The 16257-nt window shown below is 58.3% G+C and carries 12 protein-coding genes; 6 read left to right on the plus strand and 6 right to left on the minus strand.

Annotated features, from left to right (window positions below; translation table 11 throughout):
- The first annotated feature begins 9 nt into the window (after window positions 1-9).
- Complete coding sequence (locus tag ACTJKV_RS07520; protein WP_274102124.1) at window positions 10-288, plus strand: helix-turn-helix domain-containing protein; 279 nt, start codon at window positions 10-12, stop codon at window positions 286-288.
- A gap of 78 nt (window positions 289-366) precedes the next feature.
- On the opposite strand, the gene ACTJKV_RS07525 is transcribed toward ACTJKV_RS07520, so the two are convergent.
- The 3 genes from ACTJKV_RS07525 to ACTJKV_RS07535 form a co-directional block, all read right to left on the minus strand.
- On the minus strand, window positions 367-1638 hold the full coding sequence (locus ACTJKV_RS07525; protein ID WP_440598581.1) for a relaxase/mobilization nuclease domain-containing protein: 1272 nt from the start codon (window positions 1636-1638) through the stop codon (window positions 367-369).
- 99 nt (window positions 1639-1737) lie between these two features.
- Window positions 1738-2115, minus strand: a complete 378-nt coding sequence (locus ACTJKV_RS07530) for a plasmid mobilization protein (protein WP_274102134.1) — start codon at window positions 2113-2115, stop codon at window positions 1738-1740.
- A gap of 309 nt (window positions 2116-2424) precedes the next feature.
- Window positions 2425-2874, minus strand: coding sequence for a helix-turn-helix domain-containing protein (locus ACTJKV_RS07535; protein ID WP_274102135.1), 450 nt, complete (start codon window positions 2872-2874; stop codon window positions 2425-2427).
- A 301-nt stretch (window positions 2875-3175) separates the two neighbouring features.
- Between ACTJKV_RS07535 and ACTJKV_RS07540 the strand changes: the two genes are divergently transcribed.
- From ACTJKV_RS07540 to ACTJKV_RS07550, 3 genes are all read left to right on the plus strand, one after another.
- A complete protein-coding gene (locus ACTJKV_RS07540; RefSeq protein WP_274102136.1) occupies window positions 3176-4471 on the plus strand; it encodes an RDD family protein in 1296 nt (431 codons plus the stop codon).
- A gap of 220 nt (window positions 4472-4691) precedes the next feature.
- Window positions 4692-5981 (plus strand): RDD family protein, encoded by a 1290-nt coding sequence (locus ACTJKV_RS07545; RefSeq protein ID WP_113226312.1) that lies wholly within the window; start codon window positions 4692-4694, stop codon window positions 5979-5981.
- Between the two features lie 278 nt (window positions 5982-6259).
- Window positions 6260-6712 carry a hypothetical protein gene (locus tag ACTJKV_RS07550; protein ID WP_062426464.1) on the plus strand — a complete coding sequence of 151 codons (453 nt, stop codon included), beginning with the start codon at window positions 6260-6262 and terminating at the stop codon, window positions 6710-6712.
- A gap of 164 nt (window positions 6713-6876) precedes the next feature.
- Here ACTJKV_RS07550 and ACTJKV_RS07555 read toward each other — a convergent pair whose 3' ends face one another.
- A complete protein-coding gene (locus ACTJKV_RS07555; protein ID WP_274102137.1) occupies window positions 6877-8124 on the minus strand; it encodes an AGE family epimerase/isomerase in 1248 nt (415 codons plus the stop codon).
- A 189-nt stretch (window positions 8125-8313) separates the two neighbouring features.
- Between ACTJKV_RS07555 and metH the strand changes: the two genes are divergently transcribed.
- The gene (gene metH / locus ACTJKV_RS07560; protein WP_274102138.1) at window positions 8314-12087 is read left to right on the plus strand and encodes a methionine synthase; all 3774 of its coding nucleotides are present in this window, start codon (window positions 8314-8316) and stop codon (window positions 12085-12087) included.
- A 300-nt stretch (window positions 12088-12387) separates the two neighbouring features.
- On the opposite strand, the gene ACTJKV_RS07565 is transcribed toward metH, so the two are convergent.
- Together ACTJKV_RS07565 and ACTJKV_RS07570 are read right to left on the minus strand one after the other, a co-directional pair.
- Window positions 12388-13515: an S-(hydroxymethyl)glutathione dehydrogenase/class III alcohol dehydrogenase gene (locus ACTJKV_RS07565; protein ID WP_274102140.1), complete on the minus strand. Its 1128-nt coding sequence runs from the start codon at window positions 13513-13515 to the stop codon at window positions 12388-12390.
- A gap of 88 nt (window positions 13516-13603) precedes the next feature.
- Window positions 13604-14542 (minus strand): DMT family transporter, encoded by a 939-nt coding sequence (locus ACTJKV_RS07570; RefSeq protein ID WP_274102141.1) that lies wholly within the window; start codon window positions 14540-14542, stop codon window positions 13604-13606.
- Between the two features lie 204 nt (window positions 14543-14746).
- Between ACTJKV_RS07570 and glmU the strand changes: the two genes are divergently transcribed.
- Window positions 14747-16108 (plus strand): bifunctional UDP-N-acetylglucosamine diphosphorylase/glucosamine-1-phosphate N-acetyltransferase GlmU, encoded by a 1362-nt coding sequence (gene glmU / locus ACTJKV_RS07575; RefSeq protein WP_274102142.1) that lies wholly within the window; start codon window positions 14747-14749, stop codon window positions 16106-16108.
- Window positions 16109-16257 lie beyond the last annotated feature (149 nt).

A 16257-nucleotide genomic window follows, 5' to 3' on the forward strand; every position in this document is an offset into this window, starting at 1 on the left:
GACCGCTAAATGGCTCGATGGAAGAAGCCGGCGAAAGAGGAGATACTTGAAAACCGGCGAACACTTGCGGAGCGTGCGCGAAACGGAGACTTACGGCTACCTGAAGCGGTTGTCGAAATCCGCAAAGGGTTCGGCATGACGCAGGAAGAGTTTGCCAAGACCCTGTCGCTTACTAGGCGCCAAGTTGCGGAGATTGAAGCGGGTGCGGGAAATCCAACATTGGAGACGTTGGAGAAGATTGGGCGACTGTTCGGTTTTGGAGTGGGTTTTGTACCCAAAGGCGGTTGAAGTGATCACCCTTGCGAGCACGCCAGGCAGGCGGTCCCGGCACATCAGCAAAGGGAACCTAAAAATGCACACTGTAAACTAGGTCTTGGCATCCTGCAGCTCGCCGCCCAATCCCATTGCATCTGCAAGTCGAAGCTTCCGATACGCTTCAGAGGACAGCCAGCCGGTCACAACCTTCTGGAACGATTTATCATTCACAAACCGGGCAAAAATCTCCTCGTTTTGATCCATGCGCTCCACGAAAAGGGCTTCAAGCAAGTTCTTGAATACAAGCTCGAATTTGTCGGCTGGGTTCACCGCCGCGGCTTGCTTCAAAGCAGCATCTGAAACCGCAACCTCAACCAATTGATCGAAAAAGAACTGATCAGCTTGGTTGAAATCAGTGCCAAATCTTTCATTCACAACGTCGATAAGGCGAGACAGGGGAACAGCCTCTTCCCGCAGTATTCCACTGCCGACTTCGGATGGCCCCTCGAGCCGATTAGCCTGGCCATCGCTAAAGCTGATTGAGCCCTCACTAATCTTTTGAAGCCGATAATATTCCAGCCTCACTTCGTCATCGAATTGATAGGAGGGGCCCGCCCCCCGCTTTGGTAGTTTCGTTGCGAGGTGACGCAGGAACACATACAGTCTTTCCAGGTCCGTATCCTGATAAGGAATAATCTGGCTGAGGAAACCATAGAGGCTGCAGAAGGCCGACAGCTTTCCTCGCCATAGCTCAGCCTCCTCTGGCTTCTCATCTTGGAGCTCTTTGAAACGGGATGCTGGAGAATCGAGCGCGGCATCGCCGCGCCGGACGCTTTCGATGAGGCTAACGGTCTCGCGGGCGCGCTCCGGCGCCATTGGGTCATTCCAGCCATACTCCTTATTCAGAACATCGCGTAGGGCGTCGTAGTGCTTCTGGTAGCCGGGCGGCGCAATGTTGAGGCTGCGCCCGCTCGCAAGCTCCATGCGTGGCGTCACGAAATGCAGCTCGACGCGGCCCTCGTGGGTATGGCGGACCCAAAGCATATCGTGCTGGTCGGGTTCGAGGCCGGCAAAGGCAAGGCTCTCGAAGGCGTCCATCACCTGTCGTTGCTGGGCAGGGTTCGGCCCGTCTTCAGCCGTGAAGGCGATGACGCCGGCCCGATAGGTCCACTGGTGTGGACAGACGTCGATCAGCGCGCGCATGCGGTCGGCATCGCCACGCAGCACCTCCGGCAAAGGCTCGCGGGCAAACAGCATGACCTCGCCGCGCTCATCGCGGATCGCGTTGCGGTTCTGGTCGTAGGCGACGACGTCGCGCTCGACCAGATAGTTAACCGGTCCCGATCCGCCGCCCTGGCCGTTTCGGAAGAACTTGATCAGCACGGCGCGCCATCCTTGGCCGTGAACTGCTCAAAGGGTTTCCGATAGCGCCCGCTCGATGGCGACCAGGCGCGCGGCAACCGTGATTGCGTCGATGGCGGACTACTGGCCCTGTGCCTGGGTCGTGTTCAGCCATCGCGCAATCTGGTTGAGGTTGCCGCCGATCCGGGCGACGGCGCGCACCAGTTCCGGGTCCACCTTGGGAACCGGACGGCGACGCCGTGCCTCGGTGAGGCCAAGCGCTTCCCGCATCAGCGTGGCGAAGGGCAGACCGGCCCGCGCCGCGCGTGCGGTCAGCGCCTGCTTTTCCGAGGCCGTGCAGCGGAAAACCACGACGGCATTGAGTTCGCCTTTGGGCGATCGCGGCGTGCTCTTGGTGGGGTTTGAAGGGGAGGTCTGCCTCCCCTCATAAGGCTCCCGGTCAGAAGGCTCGCCGTATGACAGGGGTCGCCTTGCTCCCTTCAAATCGCCAGCCATCATGATGCCCTCCGAAGATCGGTTTGCCTCGCGGGTTCATCGGCGATGTGGTCACGGCGACGGCTGAAGAATGCGATCCAATCGAGGGCGCTGGGGCTTGCGTCATCAGGTGGCCAGTAGCCCGGCAAGGCATAACCCGGCTTCCTGGTTTTCACCGTTCGAACGCCCAAGGCGTCGATCGAAGGAAAGCCGTGACGACGTAGCCAATCGCGCCACTGCTCGACCTGATCCGCCTTGCTCTCGGCCACGAAAACGAGCGGGATGGCTCGCCGCGTCTCGATGCGCGGCGGGGCGTCCTCGCGCGGGTTAGGTTTATATATTTTTTTCTTTCTCTGGGTTTGGTGGACATATTTGTCCCCCTTCGCTGGACAGATCTGACCGCCTTGCCGGACGATTTTGACCGCCTTTGTCAGGGTAAAGGGTGACAACTTTGTCCGTCTTTTCGCGGGCGTCCGATGCGCGTAAAATCGACGCCGCTGAGGGACGATATTCTGTGTTGTGCCCGACGCCATTTCCGCGCTGGACCTCGAACCATCCTTTGACCTCAAGTTCACGGACGGCGCGCTGAATGGTCTTGACGCTCTTGCCGGTCGCGTCGGCAATCGTTTGATAGGACGGCCACGCCTTTTCGGTGTGGCCGTTCAAATGCGTGGTGATGATATAGAGCGCTACGGATCGCGCGCTGTCGCTCAAATCCTTGTCACAGCTCAACTGCTGAAGCCATTGCAGCTTCACGTCCCGAAATGGCCGCGCCCCGCTCATGCGCGCCTCCCTGGCCGCAATACGACCGGGAAAGAAGGGCCGAAAACGACCGGAAAAAGTGGGACGGCGGCTTTACTAAGCCATTGATTTCTATGAAGCGGTGTTTTCGTCCCACAAGGGGTTAAGCTGCTGATTTTCTTGGAATTCGGCAGGCCCTCCGGGCCCACCATTTTTCTTTTGCTTCAACTGGATAGCGCAAGCATCCTCTCACGGGATGAGAGCTTTGCCGTAGCCATTCTCGCAGCTTTACGGGTTGGGACCGCCTTGCTAAAGCTTGATCGGGGAAGCGGGGCATAGCAGCATGACGATCTGGTACTACACTGTTGGGCAGGAACGCGAAGGGCCTGTCAGCAAAGAGCAAGTCTGCGCGTTGATCGCAAGCGGCAAGATTGTCCGCGATGCCTATGTCTGGCGGGAGGGGATGGCGGACTGGGAGATTGTTGGGACGCATCCCGAGTTTGAAGACACGTTCGTGGCGCCGCTCTCGGTTAAACCACCACCTCTGCCCTTCGCATCCAAAGCGCTGGATGGTGAGCAGAACGCGATGCGTCCTTGGCGGCGCTTCTGGGCAAGACTTGTTGACATCATGCTTCTGGGGCCTTTGCTTGCCGCAGCGATCGCATTCACGCTGGCAGCATGGGCGCCATCCGTCTACATTTACATCTCCTCGATGGAAAGACCGATGCTGGACGTCCTGCTTATGGTCGCACTATTGCCGATTATAGCGGTGGCGCTGGCACTATGTATGACTCTCTTCGATACAACTCCAGGAAAGGCGCTTGCTGGCGTCCAGGGTCGTGTTCCGCAAGGGACGAACAGACTTTTCTTCTATCTCGCACGCGAGTTCAGAGTATGGTTTTCTGGCCTTGGAATGGGTATTCCCGTTTTCTTGCCAATCGCTCTTGTAGTTCAATACCGGAGATTGGTATCTTCTCGTGCAGCAAGTTATGATACGGCTTCTCAGCCGATTGCCGTCAATGCACGAATGTCTCTCGTTCCTGTAATCGCTCTTGCGGTCGTTCTTTTCGCCGGTCACGTTTTCCTTTGGAACGAAGGTGACCGTGCTGCCACTTACGTCATTGGAAAACAGGTTTGGGTCAATCCGATCAACGGTAACGAAACTCTGCTACCATCGTTCTGGAATTTCCAGCCGTTAAACTCCTCAAGCGAGACAGAGATACAATTCGCAACAGATGACTTGTTGGCAATGGACGCCTCGGCAAGAGCCCGAGGCACTAAACATGCGGATGATTTGAACGCGGACGTCGGAAGCAGGCTCGTTTTATCGGCTTTATTCGGCCATGATACGCTCGGTTGGGATGGTATTACTCCTGAAAAATATGCGAGTATCATTGATGGCATGGCAGGCAAACTTTGGACCCGCTCCTCCGACTGGCGCCCAGTGGAAATAGAGGGTTTCAAAGCGCTTCGCGCTACCGGCTATTCTCGGGATCGGTCCAGGGTCGATGTCGAAACCACCCTCATCGTTCAGGGTAGAGACGCTTGGCAGGTTTCAGTATCGACGTACGATAACAGCCCCGATCAATTGAGGGAGAGGGATCGGTTCCTAAGCGCGTTGCTCCAAACGATTAAGTGAGCAATCCGTTTGACCGACTTGAAACACACTCTGGAAGTGTTGCTCGCAGTCAACGGGCGACGGCCTGAAGGCTCGTTACTGGATCAGCTGAATGTGCCGTCCAAGCCCTCAAATTCGACCGAATCTTGGCAAAAACCGTCGATCCGAGTTCCGTCATACAAAATTATCGTCCTGCTATGGTCTGCTAAAACGCAGCCGGGAAAACGAGGCGTGAAACGGTATGGCTGACTGGTATTACACCATCGGGCCGAAGCGCGGAGGCCCCGTCGACGAGGAGATTATTCGCAGGCTGATCGAGACTGGTCATGTCACCCGCGACGACTACCTCTGGCACGAACAGATGACGGACTGGGAGAAGGCCGGTCTCAATCGCGTTTTTGCCGATAGTTTTGCATCACTGGCCCTCGGGTCTGAGGAACAGCGTGTCGCGCCGAAACCGTTCTTTTTGCCCGCGCGTCCTTGGCGCCGCCTATGGGCAAGGCTTTTCGATCTATTGATGATGTCACCTTTGTTCACGATCGTCGGACACGACATCTTGGTTGCTGCTTACCTCTATTTCCATGGGAACCGACCCGGTCTTCTCCTCGCTGCACTCGTCCTGTATCTAATGCTGATCTCTCTCGCAGCTATGATACCCGCAATATGCATGGCTTTATTTGGCACCACGCCAGGCAAGGCCATATTCGGCGTATGGGTGTTTGCGCCTCACGAGAGTTTTTGGCCACGTTTCAGATTTTATTTCGGTCGCGAGTACAGGGTGTGGTTTTGGGGGTGTGCGATGGGCATCCCGCCGTTGTTCATTCTCACATTCCTTTTTCAGTACAGGCGACTGAAGGTCGATCTGAACGCGAGCTATGACAGGGAACGCTCGAGTGTGTTGGTGCTTCGGCCAAGCCGCATCGCAGCCTTGATCATGGTGCCGGTTATGCTGCTTCTCATCGGTTGCGCTATTGTAAATGTGAGCGACTATCGCTCCGACGAAAGGATCACTGCGAGCCATGGCGCTCTTCCCGTGCCATCTTACGAAAGTGTCCCCTTCGATCGGATGGTCGTACCGAATTTGACACCGACCGACTCAACCAAAACATGGGTGAATCCCAGGTCGGGCAGGGGCGCCAGGATCAGCAAAATCTGGGAGCACCCTTATAATGACTCCTCTAAAGACAGCTTCGTCTTCCGGGCGCCGACGCTGGGGATGACAGCACTGGTTTCCCACGAGCTTATTGGGAATGACGGCGCCGATCCGACGGCTTATCTGAAGGATCTGGAAAGACGCGTCGACCATATTATGAAACCGACCTCCGATTGGGGGGCAGCCTATGTCAACGGAGTGCAGATCATGCGGGTATCCGGAATTGCCACGACTGCATCGGAAACACGCGCAGAACTCACGGTTTTCATGAGGGGTGGAAATGCCTGGCTGGCCTTGATAGTGACGCCAGGAAATTCCGAACTGCAGTCGATCGAAAGAAAGAATTTTTTGAGTGCGATCTTCGGAACAGTCAATTGACGGAAGGACATCCGTTCTCATTGGCCTCTGGTGGCCGGGCTATGTATGACAAAGGCTATCCGCCAGTTGTCGCGGATCGGGCACGTTGCGCCTTACCGTGGCGATCAAGAGCTTAATGGTCTTTTCGGTTCGGAGTGCTCTTGTCACGCCGACTTTACTGCGTCTGCCTGTGCGGCTTCGCGTTTAGGGCTATAAGGGAGCTTCGTATGCGTTTTGTCGACTGCCTTGGGAGAAAAAACACTGACTGACATCATGTCGTATATCGCGGAGCGTCGTTCATGATCGTCGGCATCGTTCTGACGGTCGCCTTGCTGTTGTTTCTGATGGCTTTCCCGCGACATCTGAAACCCGTTGTGGCAGCACTTGCCGTGGTGTGGGCCTGCCTCGGAGGCTGGGTTTTGTTTGACTGGGTCCGCTCTGGCGAAAGGCTGGAGAAGATCATTGCCACGGCGGCCTATGACCCAACCTGTCGGGATGAGAATGCGCCGATCCGGGTGAGCTTTCAGAATACCAATGATGTCGCGGTCGAGCGGTTGACCTATACGCTGGAAGGTTTTGAGCCCGCCTTCCGTGCGCCGATTTCGCTCGAGGCCTATCAGCCAAACGAAAGGCGGTTAGGGCCGCATGAGAGCTACGCTGCGTGCCGGCCATTTCGGTTGCGCAGCAATGAGCAGGCCGATCCCGCGCGGCTGGAATGGCGTGTGACGGTGAACTCAGCAGATTTCGAGTGAGCTTCCTGATGGCGCGGCGATACAGCATCGGCCCGAAAATCGGACTCGATTTTCGGAAAGCACGATGCGTAGATTCAAAAAAGTAAAGCGTCCTTTGTGCGTCCAATAGGACGCACGGCGCTTTTGGGTCTCTGCGCTTCGCCGTGCCATTTGTCATGCTTCAATCAGAAGCGCGCGCCTTTTTCGGCGATCATCTTCGTCAGGCTGCCATCCGCCGGGAAAAGCGGGATGAGGCAGGCTTGAAGGGCGTGGTAGATGTCTCCCTTGCCGGGGAAGAGGGTGTTGGCCGGAACGAGGTCTTCCGTCAGTTCCTCATGCCAACCACCGAACTGATGGTCGAGGAAGGTGTTGGCGATCGTGCTCCAGATGCGGCGATAGCTATCTTCGTAGAATTCGTCGGCGGGCAGATGCTCGTTGAGGAAGTGGGCCGCACCGGCGGCTTCGCACATCGGCCACCAGAGCTTTTCCGTCTTGGCAGGCGTGTTGTCCCAATCGAGCGTGTAGAAGAAACCGCCTTTTTCGCGGTCCCAGCCGAGCGCCATGGACTGGACGAAGAGTGACTTGGCGGCGGTCGGCATCCAGTCGTGCTTGCGCTCACCAAGGATCCAGAGCTGCAGGATAAGGCGAGACCATTCCAGCCAGTGACCCGGCGTTGAGCCTGAGGGGCGGAACATTTCGTTGCCGCGATAATCCTTGTCCAGCACCCAGTTCTCATCGAAATGCTCCGGCACGCGGAAGTCCAGCGCGCCAGCGGCGCGGCGGATGATGAGGTCGGCAATGCGTTCGGCCTTGATGAGGTAGGTCTTGTCGCCCGTGGCCTCGAAGGCGGCCATCAGGGCTTCGGTGAGGTGCATATTGGAATTCTGGCCGCGATAGTTTTCGATCGGCGACCAGTCTCGGTGGAATTCCTCATTGATGGCGCCGTGCTTCTCTTCCCAGAATCGGGTTTCGAGAACCTCGGTCACATCGGCCAGCATCGCATCGGCCAGCGGATGACCGACGACCTTGGCGGAGGAGGCGGCGAGCAGCACGAAGGCGTGGCCATAACCCTGCTTGGTGGCGTCGGCAGGACCGTTGTCATCCACCTGCCAGAAGTAGCCGCCATGCTCCTTGTCGCGGTGCTTGTCCCATAGATAGGTCATGCCATGGTCGACGATATCGCCGCAGCCGGGGCGACCGAGCAGGTGGCCGATGGAGAAGCAATGGACCATGCGGGCAGACGCGTGGATGCCGCGCACCGGATTGTCGGAGGAGAGGGGAGCGCCTTTCCGGTCGAGATCGAAGAAGCCGCCTTTGGGATTGACCGCGCGATACTGGAAGAAGTCGAAGAGGCCTTCCGCCTGCTTTACCAGCCATTGGCGATGCCAGGGCAGCGTGCTCCAATAGGCTTTCGTGCTTTCCGTCTCGGTCATCCGTTCCTCCTTTGATGCGCTGTTGGAGCATACCTATATCTTTGAGGCGCAAGGGTGTCATCCACGGTCGGAATTTCGTAGCTTCCTTTTTAGTCCAGAACCGCGAATGCCGGATGATATGTTGACATAAAGATATCTTTATGTGACTTGATATCTTGCTGATTTGCAAAGAATGAGGAGTGAGTGCCGATGTTGGACGATCTGTTTGGCCCCCTGGGCGGCAAACGCGACGGCGCGGAAATTCTGAAGGCGCTGAAACAGGCGGCTGAAGAGCGCATCCTCATTCTCGATGGCGCCATGGGCACGCAGATCCAGGGCCTTGGATTTGACGAGGACCACTTCCGCGGTGATCGTTTCATTGGTTGTGCCTGTCATCAGAAGGGCAATAACGACCTCCTGATCCTGACGCAGCCGGATGCAATCGAGGATATCCATTTCCGCTACGCCATGGCGGGGGCGGATATTCTGGAGACCAACACGTTTTCGTCCACGCGTATCGCGCAGGCCGACTACGAGATGGAAGGCGCGGTCTATGACCTCAACCGCGAGGGCGCCTTCATCGTGCGTCGCGCCGCTCAACGCGCCGAGCGCGAGGATGGCCGCCGCCGTTTCGTGGCAGGTGCCATCGGCCCGACCAACCGCACCGCGTCGATCTCGCCGGATGTGAACAATCCTGGCTACCGTGCTGTCAGCTTCGACGATTTGCGCGTTGCCTATGGTGAGCAGATCGACGGTCTGATCGACGGCGGTGCCGACCTCATCCTTATTGAAACCATCTTCGACACGCTGAACGCAAAGGCCGCGATTTTCGCCTGCGAGGAGCGCTTTGCTGCCAAGGGCATTCATCTGCCGGTGATGATTTCCGGCACGATCACCGACCTTTCCGGCCGCACGCTGTCGGGTCAGACGCCGTCGGCCTTCTGGAACTCGGTGCGTCACGCCAACCCGTTTACCATCGGTCTCAACTGTGCGCTCGGTGCCAACGCCATGCGTCCGCATTTGCAGGAACTGTCGGATGTGGCCGATACCTTCATCTGCGCCTATCCGAATGCCGGCCTGCCGAACGAGTTCGGCCAGTATGACGAAACGCCGGAGATGATGGCGGCACAGGTTGCCGAGTTTGCCCGTGAGGGACTGGTCAATGTGGTGGGCGGCTGCTGCGGCTCGACGCCGGAGCATATTCGCGCCATCGCCGACGCCGTGAAGGGTTTTGAGCCGCGCAAGGTGCCGGAACACAAGTCCCTCATGTCGCTGTCCGGCCTCGAGCCCTTCGTGCTGACCAAGGACATTCCCTTCGTCAATGTCGGCGAGCGCACGAACGTGACGGGCTCTGCCAAGTTCCGCAAGCTGATCACCGCTGGTGACTATACCGCTGCACTTGCCGTCGCCCGCGATCAGGTGGAGAACGGCGCGCAGATCATCGACATCAACATGGATGAGGGCCTGATCGACAGCCAGAAGGCCATGGTCGAGTTCCTCAATCTGATTGCCGCCGAGCCGGATATCGCCCGCGTGCCGGTGATGATCGACAGTTCCAAATGGGAGATCATCGAGGCTGGCCTGAAATGCGTTCAGGGCAAATCGATCGTCAACTCCATCTCGTTGAAGGAAGGCGAGGAGAAGTTTCTCGAGCAGGCGCGTCTGGTGCGCAATTACGGCGCTGCTGTCGTCGTCATGGCGTTTGACGAAGTGGGGCAGGCCGATACTTACGAGCGCAAGGTCGAGATCTGTACGCGCGCCTACAAGCTGCTGACGGAGAAGGCCGGGATTCTGCCCGAAGACATTATCTTCGACCCGAATGTGTTCGCCGTTGCGACCGGTATCGAAGAGCACAATAATTACGGCGTGGACTTCATCCAGGCCACCAAGACCATCCGCGAAACCATGCCGCTCGTGCATATTTCCGGCGGCGTCTCGAACCTGTCCTTCTCCTTCCGCGGCAACGAGCCGGTGCGCGAGGCGATGCATGCCGTGTTCCTGTATCATGCGATCCAGGTCGGCATGGATATGGGCATCGTCAATGCGGGCCAGCTTGCGGTCTATGAGAGCATCGATGCTGAACTGCGCGAGGCCTGCGAGGACGTGGTGCTGAACCGCAACCCCAACGCGACCGAACGGCTGCTTGAAATTGCCGAGCGTTACCGGGGTACAGGTGCCAAGGAAGGCAAGGTTCAGGATCTGTCGTGGCGCGAACTCCCCGTTGAGAAGCGGCTGGAACATGCGCTGGTCAATGGCATCACCGAATATATCGATGCGGATACGGAAGAGGCGCGCCAGCAGGCGGCCCGTCCGCTGCATGTCATCGAAGGTCCGCTGATGGCGGGCATGAATGTGGTCGGCGATCTCTTCGGTTCAGGCAAGATGTTCCTGCCGCAGGTGGTCAAATCCGCCCGTGTGATGAAGCAGGCTGTTGCCGTTCTTCTTCCCTATATGGAAGAGGAAAAGCGCCTGAACGGCGGCGATCAGCGCAAGTCGGCCGGCAAGGTGCTGATGGCGACGGTGAAGGGCGATGTCCACGATATCGGCAAGAACATCGTCGGCGTCGTTCTCGCCTGCAACAATTACGAGATCATCGATCTCGGCGTGATGGTGCCGACCACCAAGATTCTCGAAACGGCTGTTGCGGAGAAGGTCGATGTCATCGGTCTTTCCGGCCTCATCACGCCGTCGCTGGATGAAATGGTGCATGTGGCCTCCGAGATGGAGCGCATGGGGCTCGACCTGCCGCTTCTGATCGGTGGGGCGACGACGAGCCGTGTTCATACGGCGGTGAAGATCCATCCGCGTTACGAGAAGGGCCAGGCAATCTATGTGACGGACGCCTCGCGCGCGGTCGGCGTGGTGTCTGCACTTCTGTCGGAAGATCAGAAGCCAGCCTATATTGACGGCATTCGCGCCGAATATGCCAAGGTTGCCGATGCGCATGCGCGCAATGAACGCGAAAAGCAGCGCCTGCCGCTGTCGCGTGCGCGCGAAAACGCGCAGAAAGTGGATTGGAGAGGCTATCAGCCGGTCAAGCCGCAATTCATCGGTACCAAGACATTCGAGGGCTACGATCTCGAAGAGTTGTCGCGCTATATCGACTGGACGCCTTTCTTCCAGACCTGGGAATTGAAGGGTCGTTTCCCGGCCATTCTCGAGGATGAGAAGCAGGGTGAGGCAGCACGCCATCTTTATGCCGACGCGCAGGCCATGCTGAAGAAGATCATCGAGGAAAAGTGGTTCCGACCGCGCGCGGTGATCGGCTTCTGGCCGGCCAATGCGGTGGGGGACGATATTCGTCTGTTCACCGATGAAAGCCGCACCTCGGAGCTCGAAACCTTCTACACGCTGCGTCAGCAGCTTTCCAAGCGCGATGGACGGCCCAATGTCGCACTCTCGGATTTCGTCGCGCCGAAGGACAGCGGCATTGCCGACTATGTCGGCGGCTTCGTGGTGACGGCGGGTATCGAGGAAGTGGCCATTGCCGAACGTTTCGAACGGGCCAATGACGACTATTCATCCATTCTGGTGAAGGCGCTGGCCGACCGTTTCGCGGAAGCCTTTGCCGAGCGCATGCATGAACGGGTGCGCAAGGAGTTCTGGGGCTATGCGCCGGATGAGCGCTTCAGCAGTGAGGACCTTGTTGGAGAAGCATACGCCGGTATTCGCCCGGCGCCCGGCTATCCGGCCCAGCCCGATCATACGGAAAAGGACACGCTCTTCCGCCTTCTGGATGCGACAAACCAGACGGGTGTGGTGCTGACGGAGAGCTATGCCATGTGGCCTGGTTCGTCTGTTTCCGGTCTCTATATCGGCCATCCGGAGAGCTATTACTTTGGCGTTGCCAAGGTGGAGCGGGATCAGGTTGAGGATTATGCTCGGCGCAAAGGCATGCCCGTGAAGGATATTGAGCGCTGGCTTGGACCAGTGCTGAACTATGTGTCGGTGGATGCGGCGAAGGATGTTGAGACGGCGGCTTGATGGGTTGGGTTCGGGTCTTACGTAGAGGCTGAGGCGCGATACCCCCCTCTGTCCTGCCGGACATCTCCCCCTCAAGGGGGGAGATCGGATGCGGCCGCCACCCGGCCATCTCTAATGTCGCGAATGGATTGAGGAGCTGTCTTCTTTGCGATCTCCCCCCTTGAGGGGGAGATGTCCGGTAGGACAGAGGGGGTACCTTCCGCCATCTCTGCCGTCGAAAAGAAAGAGGGGCCTCGCAGCCCCTCCAAAACCTTCCAGCGCGGAAACCCTTAACCGGCCCCGCGCCAGCCATTCTTCACATCAATAGACGACGACGCCGCGGATGCTTTCGCCCTTGTGCATCAGGTCGAAACCCTTGTTGATGTCTTCAAGCGGCATGGTGTGGGTAATCATCGGGTCAATCTGGATCTTGCCTTCCATGTACCAGTCGACGATCTTCGGAACGTCGGTGCGGCCGCGAGCGCCGCCGAAGGCCGTGCCCATCCAGTTGCGGCCGGTGACCAGCTGGAAGGGGCGGGTGGAGATTTCCTGGCCGGCGCCTGCGACGCCGATGATGACCGATTTGCCCCAGCCGCGATGCGAGGCTTCGAGCGCCTGGCGCATGACCTTGGTGTTGCCGGTGCAGTCGAAGGTGTAATCGGCGCCGCCGATCAGGTCGCCATTGCGCTTCGTCATGTTGACGAGGTGGGGCACGATATCATCACCAACATCCTTCGGATTGACGAAGTGCGTCATGCCGAATTTTTCGCCCCAGGCCTTGCGGTCATTGTTGATATCGACGCCGATGATCATGTCCGCGCCGGCAAGACGTAGGCCCTGAAGCACGTTGAGGCCGATGCCGCCGAGACCGAAGACGATCGCCGTCGAGCCGATCTCGACCTTGGCCGTATTGATGACCGCGCCGATGCCGGTCGTCACGCCGCAGCCGATGTAGCAGACCTTGTCGAAGGGCGCGTCCGGGTTGATCTTGGCAACGGCAATTTCCGGCAAAACCGTGTAATTGGCGAAGGTGGAGCAGCCCATATAGTGATGGATCTTGTCCTTGCCGATGGAGAAGCGGCTGGTGCCGTCCGGCATCACGCCCTGGCCCTGGGTGGAGCGGATCGCGGTGCAGAGGTTGGTCTTGCGCGAGGTGCAGGAATAGCATTCGCGGCATTCCGGCGTGTAGAGCGGGATGACGTGGTCGCCCTTCTTGACCGAGGTGACGCCTGGGCCGACGTCGACGACGATACCGGCACCTTCATGGCCGAGGATCGCGGGAAAGAGACCTTCCGGATCGGCACCGGAGAGGGTGAAATCGTCCGTGTGGCAGATGCCGGTCGCCTTGACCTCGATCAGCACTTCACCGGCGCGCGGGCCTTCCAGCTGAACGGTCATAACTTCCAATGGCTTGCCTGCCTGAACGGCGACTGCGGCGCGAACGTCCATCGTCTCGTCTCCTTCGTATCTTTGTCATTCGTGGAAGCACTTTTTGCCCGACGCGGGCCTTATGAACAAGTGCAGTTGCGGCAATTCCTCAAACTTCCGCGACCTCTGTCATCTTGAGGCGGCGGGCGCTCAGCCTTTCGCGCCAGATGATGAAGAGGCCGGATGCCACAATGATGACGATGCCGAGCCATTTGGACGGCGTCGGGAAATCGGAAAACAGCAGGTATCCCAGAATAGTGGCGGAGATGATCTCAAAATACTGAAAGGGGGCAAGCAGCGACACCGGCGCAAGCCGAAAGGCCTTGACCACGAGAAGATGCATGTAGCCGGAAATCGAGCCGAGCAGGATCAGCAGAACGAGCCCATGATCCCAGCCGGGCAGGGACATCTCGAAATTGGCGTCTCCGAAACCGGTGCCGATCAACAGGGCGCCGCCCATGAAGATCGTTCCGGCAATGCCGGCCATCGTCTGCATCACCAACGGGCTGTCGCCATCGCCGATCGCGCGGTTGAGGAAGAGATAGAGAGTGAAGAGGAAAGCGCAGGCGACCGGCAGAAGCGAGGTGAGGCCAAAAAGCTCGAAGCTGGGCTGGATGACGATCATCGCGCCGATAAAACCCACGGCAATGGCGCTCCAGCGCATCCAGCCGACCCGCTCGCTCAGAAACAGCGCCGACATGATGGTGAGCAGGAAGGGCTCGACGAAGTAGATGGCGAAGACATCGGCCAGCGGCATGTATTTGACGGCGGCAAAAAATGTCAGGCTCGCGGCCGCATGCAGGACGCCACGCAGCAGGTTGAGCCAGGGGCGCTTGGCATGGATCAGCGACTTCGGCGACATGAAGAGCAGCAGCGGCAGGGTGCAGACCAGCTGAAAGAAGAAGCGATAGAAGGTGACCTGGCCAGGGGACATGCCGGCATGGGCCATATATTTCGCAATCGCATCCATCACCGGCAGCACGATCATGCAGGCCGCCATGATGAGCATGCCGCGGACCGGCTGGCTGATGCTGTGCGAAGAGGACATAGGAGATTTCCGCATTTCGGGATGAGGTGGTCGCGGCAGATTAGAGGATTCTTTGGCGGTGGAAAGCGCGTTCTCGCCTTTCACTTGCCTAACCACGCCAGCCATCACGTCGCTTTTCAAGCCGTCACGCAATTTCCATGGTGTCTTTATCGTCGAGCGGTTATAGCGGGCAAAAGACATCCGATGCTTGGAATGGAGATATCAGTGGAACGCACCTGTCTTGCCGTCATTCTCGCCGCCGGTGAAAGCACACGCATGAAATCCTCCATGTCGAAGGTTTTGCATCCGGTTGCTAGCCGTCCAATGATTGCGCATGTGATGCAGGCGGTTTCCGGTGCTGGCGTTTCCGCTGCTGCTCTCGTCGTAGGTCGTGATGCGGACAAGGTGGCGGATGCCGCGCGGGTGGCGGGTGTTTCTGTCGAGCCTTATCTGCAGAAGGAACGTCTTGGCACGGGCAACGCCGTGCTTGCGGCGCGCGAAGCCATCGAGAAGGGCTTCGACGATATTCTGATTGCCTATGGCGACGTACCGTTGCTGACCGCCGAGACGCTCAACCGGGCGCGCCAGGCGCTGACCGACAATGTCGATGTCGTCGTCATCGGGTTTCATACAGACAAACCAACGGGTTACGGGCGTCTTCTGGTGCAGGATGGTGAGCTGGTCGCCATACGCGAGGAGAAGGATGCGAGCGACGACGAGCGCAAGGTCACATGGTGCAATAGCGGCTTGATGGCGATCAATGGTCGCCGGGCGCTGGATCTGCTCGACCGCATCGGCAACAACAATGTCAAGGGCGAGTATTATCTGACCGACATCGTCGAGATCGCCCGCGCTCAGGGCGGCAGGGCTGTGGCTGTCGATGCCCCCGAGACGGAAATGACCGGCTGTAACAACCGCGCCGAACTTGCCATCATAGAAAGGCTCTGGCAGGAGCGGGCGCGTCATCAGTTGATGATCGACGGCGTTTCGATGATCGCGCCGGAAACCGTCTTCCTGTCCTGGGATACCAAGATCGGTCAGGACGCTCTGATCGAGCCGAATGTCGTCATAGGTCCCGGCGTCACCATCGAATCGGGTGCGATCATCCACGCCTTCTCGCATCTGGAAGGCGCGCATGTCAGCGCCGGGGCGACCGTTGGTCCCTATGCGCGGCTTCGTCCGGGCGCCAATCTGGCGGCGAAATCCAAGGTCGGCAATTTCTGTGAAATCAAGAAGGCCGAGATCGGCGAGGGTGCCAAGGTCAATCACCTGACCTATATCGGCGATGCGTTCGTCGGCGCGGGCAGCAATATCGGTGCGGGTACGATCACCTGCAATTATGACGGCATCAACAAGCATGAGACGCGGATCGGCAGAAACGCCTTTATCGGTTCCAACTCAGCGCTCGTGGCACCCGTGACCATTGGTGATGATGCTTACATCGCCTCCGGGAGTGTGATTACCGATGATGTTCCGGGCGATGCGCTGGCCTTCGGTCGGGCACGCCAGGAGGTCAAGGAAGGCCGTGCCAGTGTGCTTCGCGCCCGCGCCCAGGCGATCAAGGATGCCAAGAAGAAACCGGCGTAACCTTCTGACAAAGGTAACGAATAGACATTGAAAGTGACCGCGGTTGCGATTGCGGTTTTTGCGGAAATCGCTACGACTTCCGCCCATTGAAAAAGCATCCGTCAGAAGACCTGACTCGGTTTTCGGATCATCGGATGCTCACCAAAAAA

The organism is Agrobacterium sp. 22117, assembly GCF_052045735.1.
Taxonomy (GTDB): Bacteria; Pseudomonadota; Alphaproteobacteria; order Rhizobiales; family Rhizobiaceae; genus Agrobacterium; species Agrobacterium cavarae.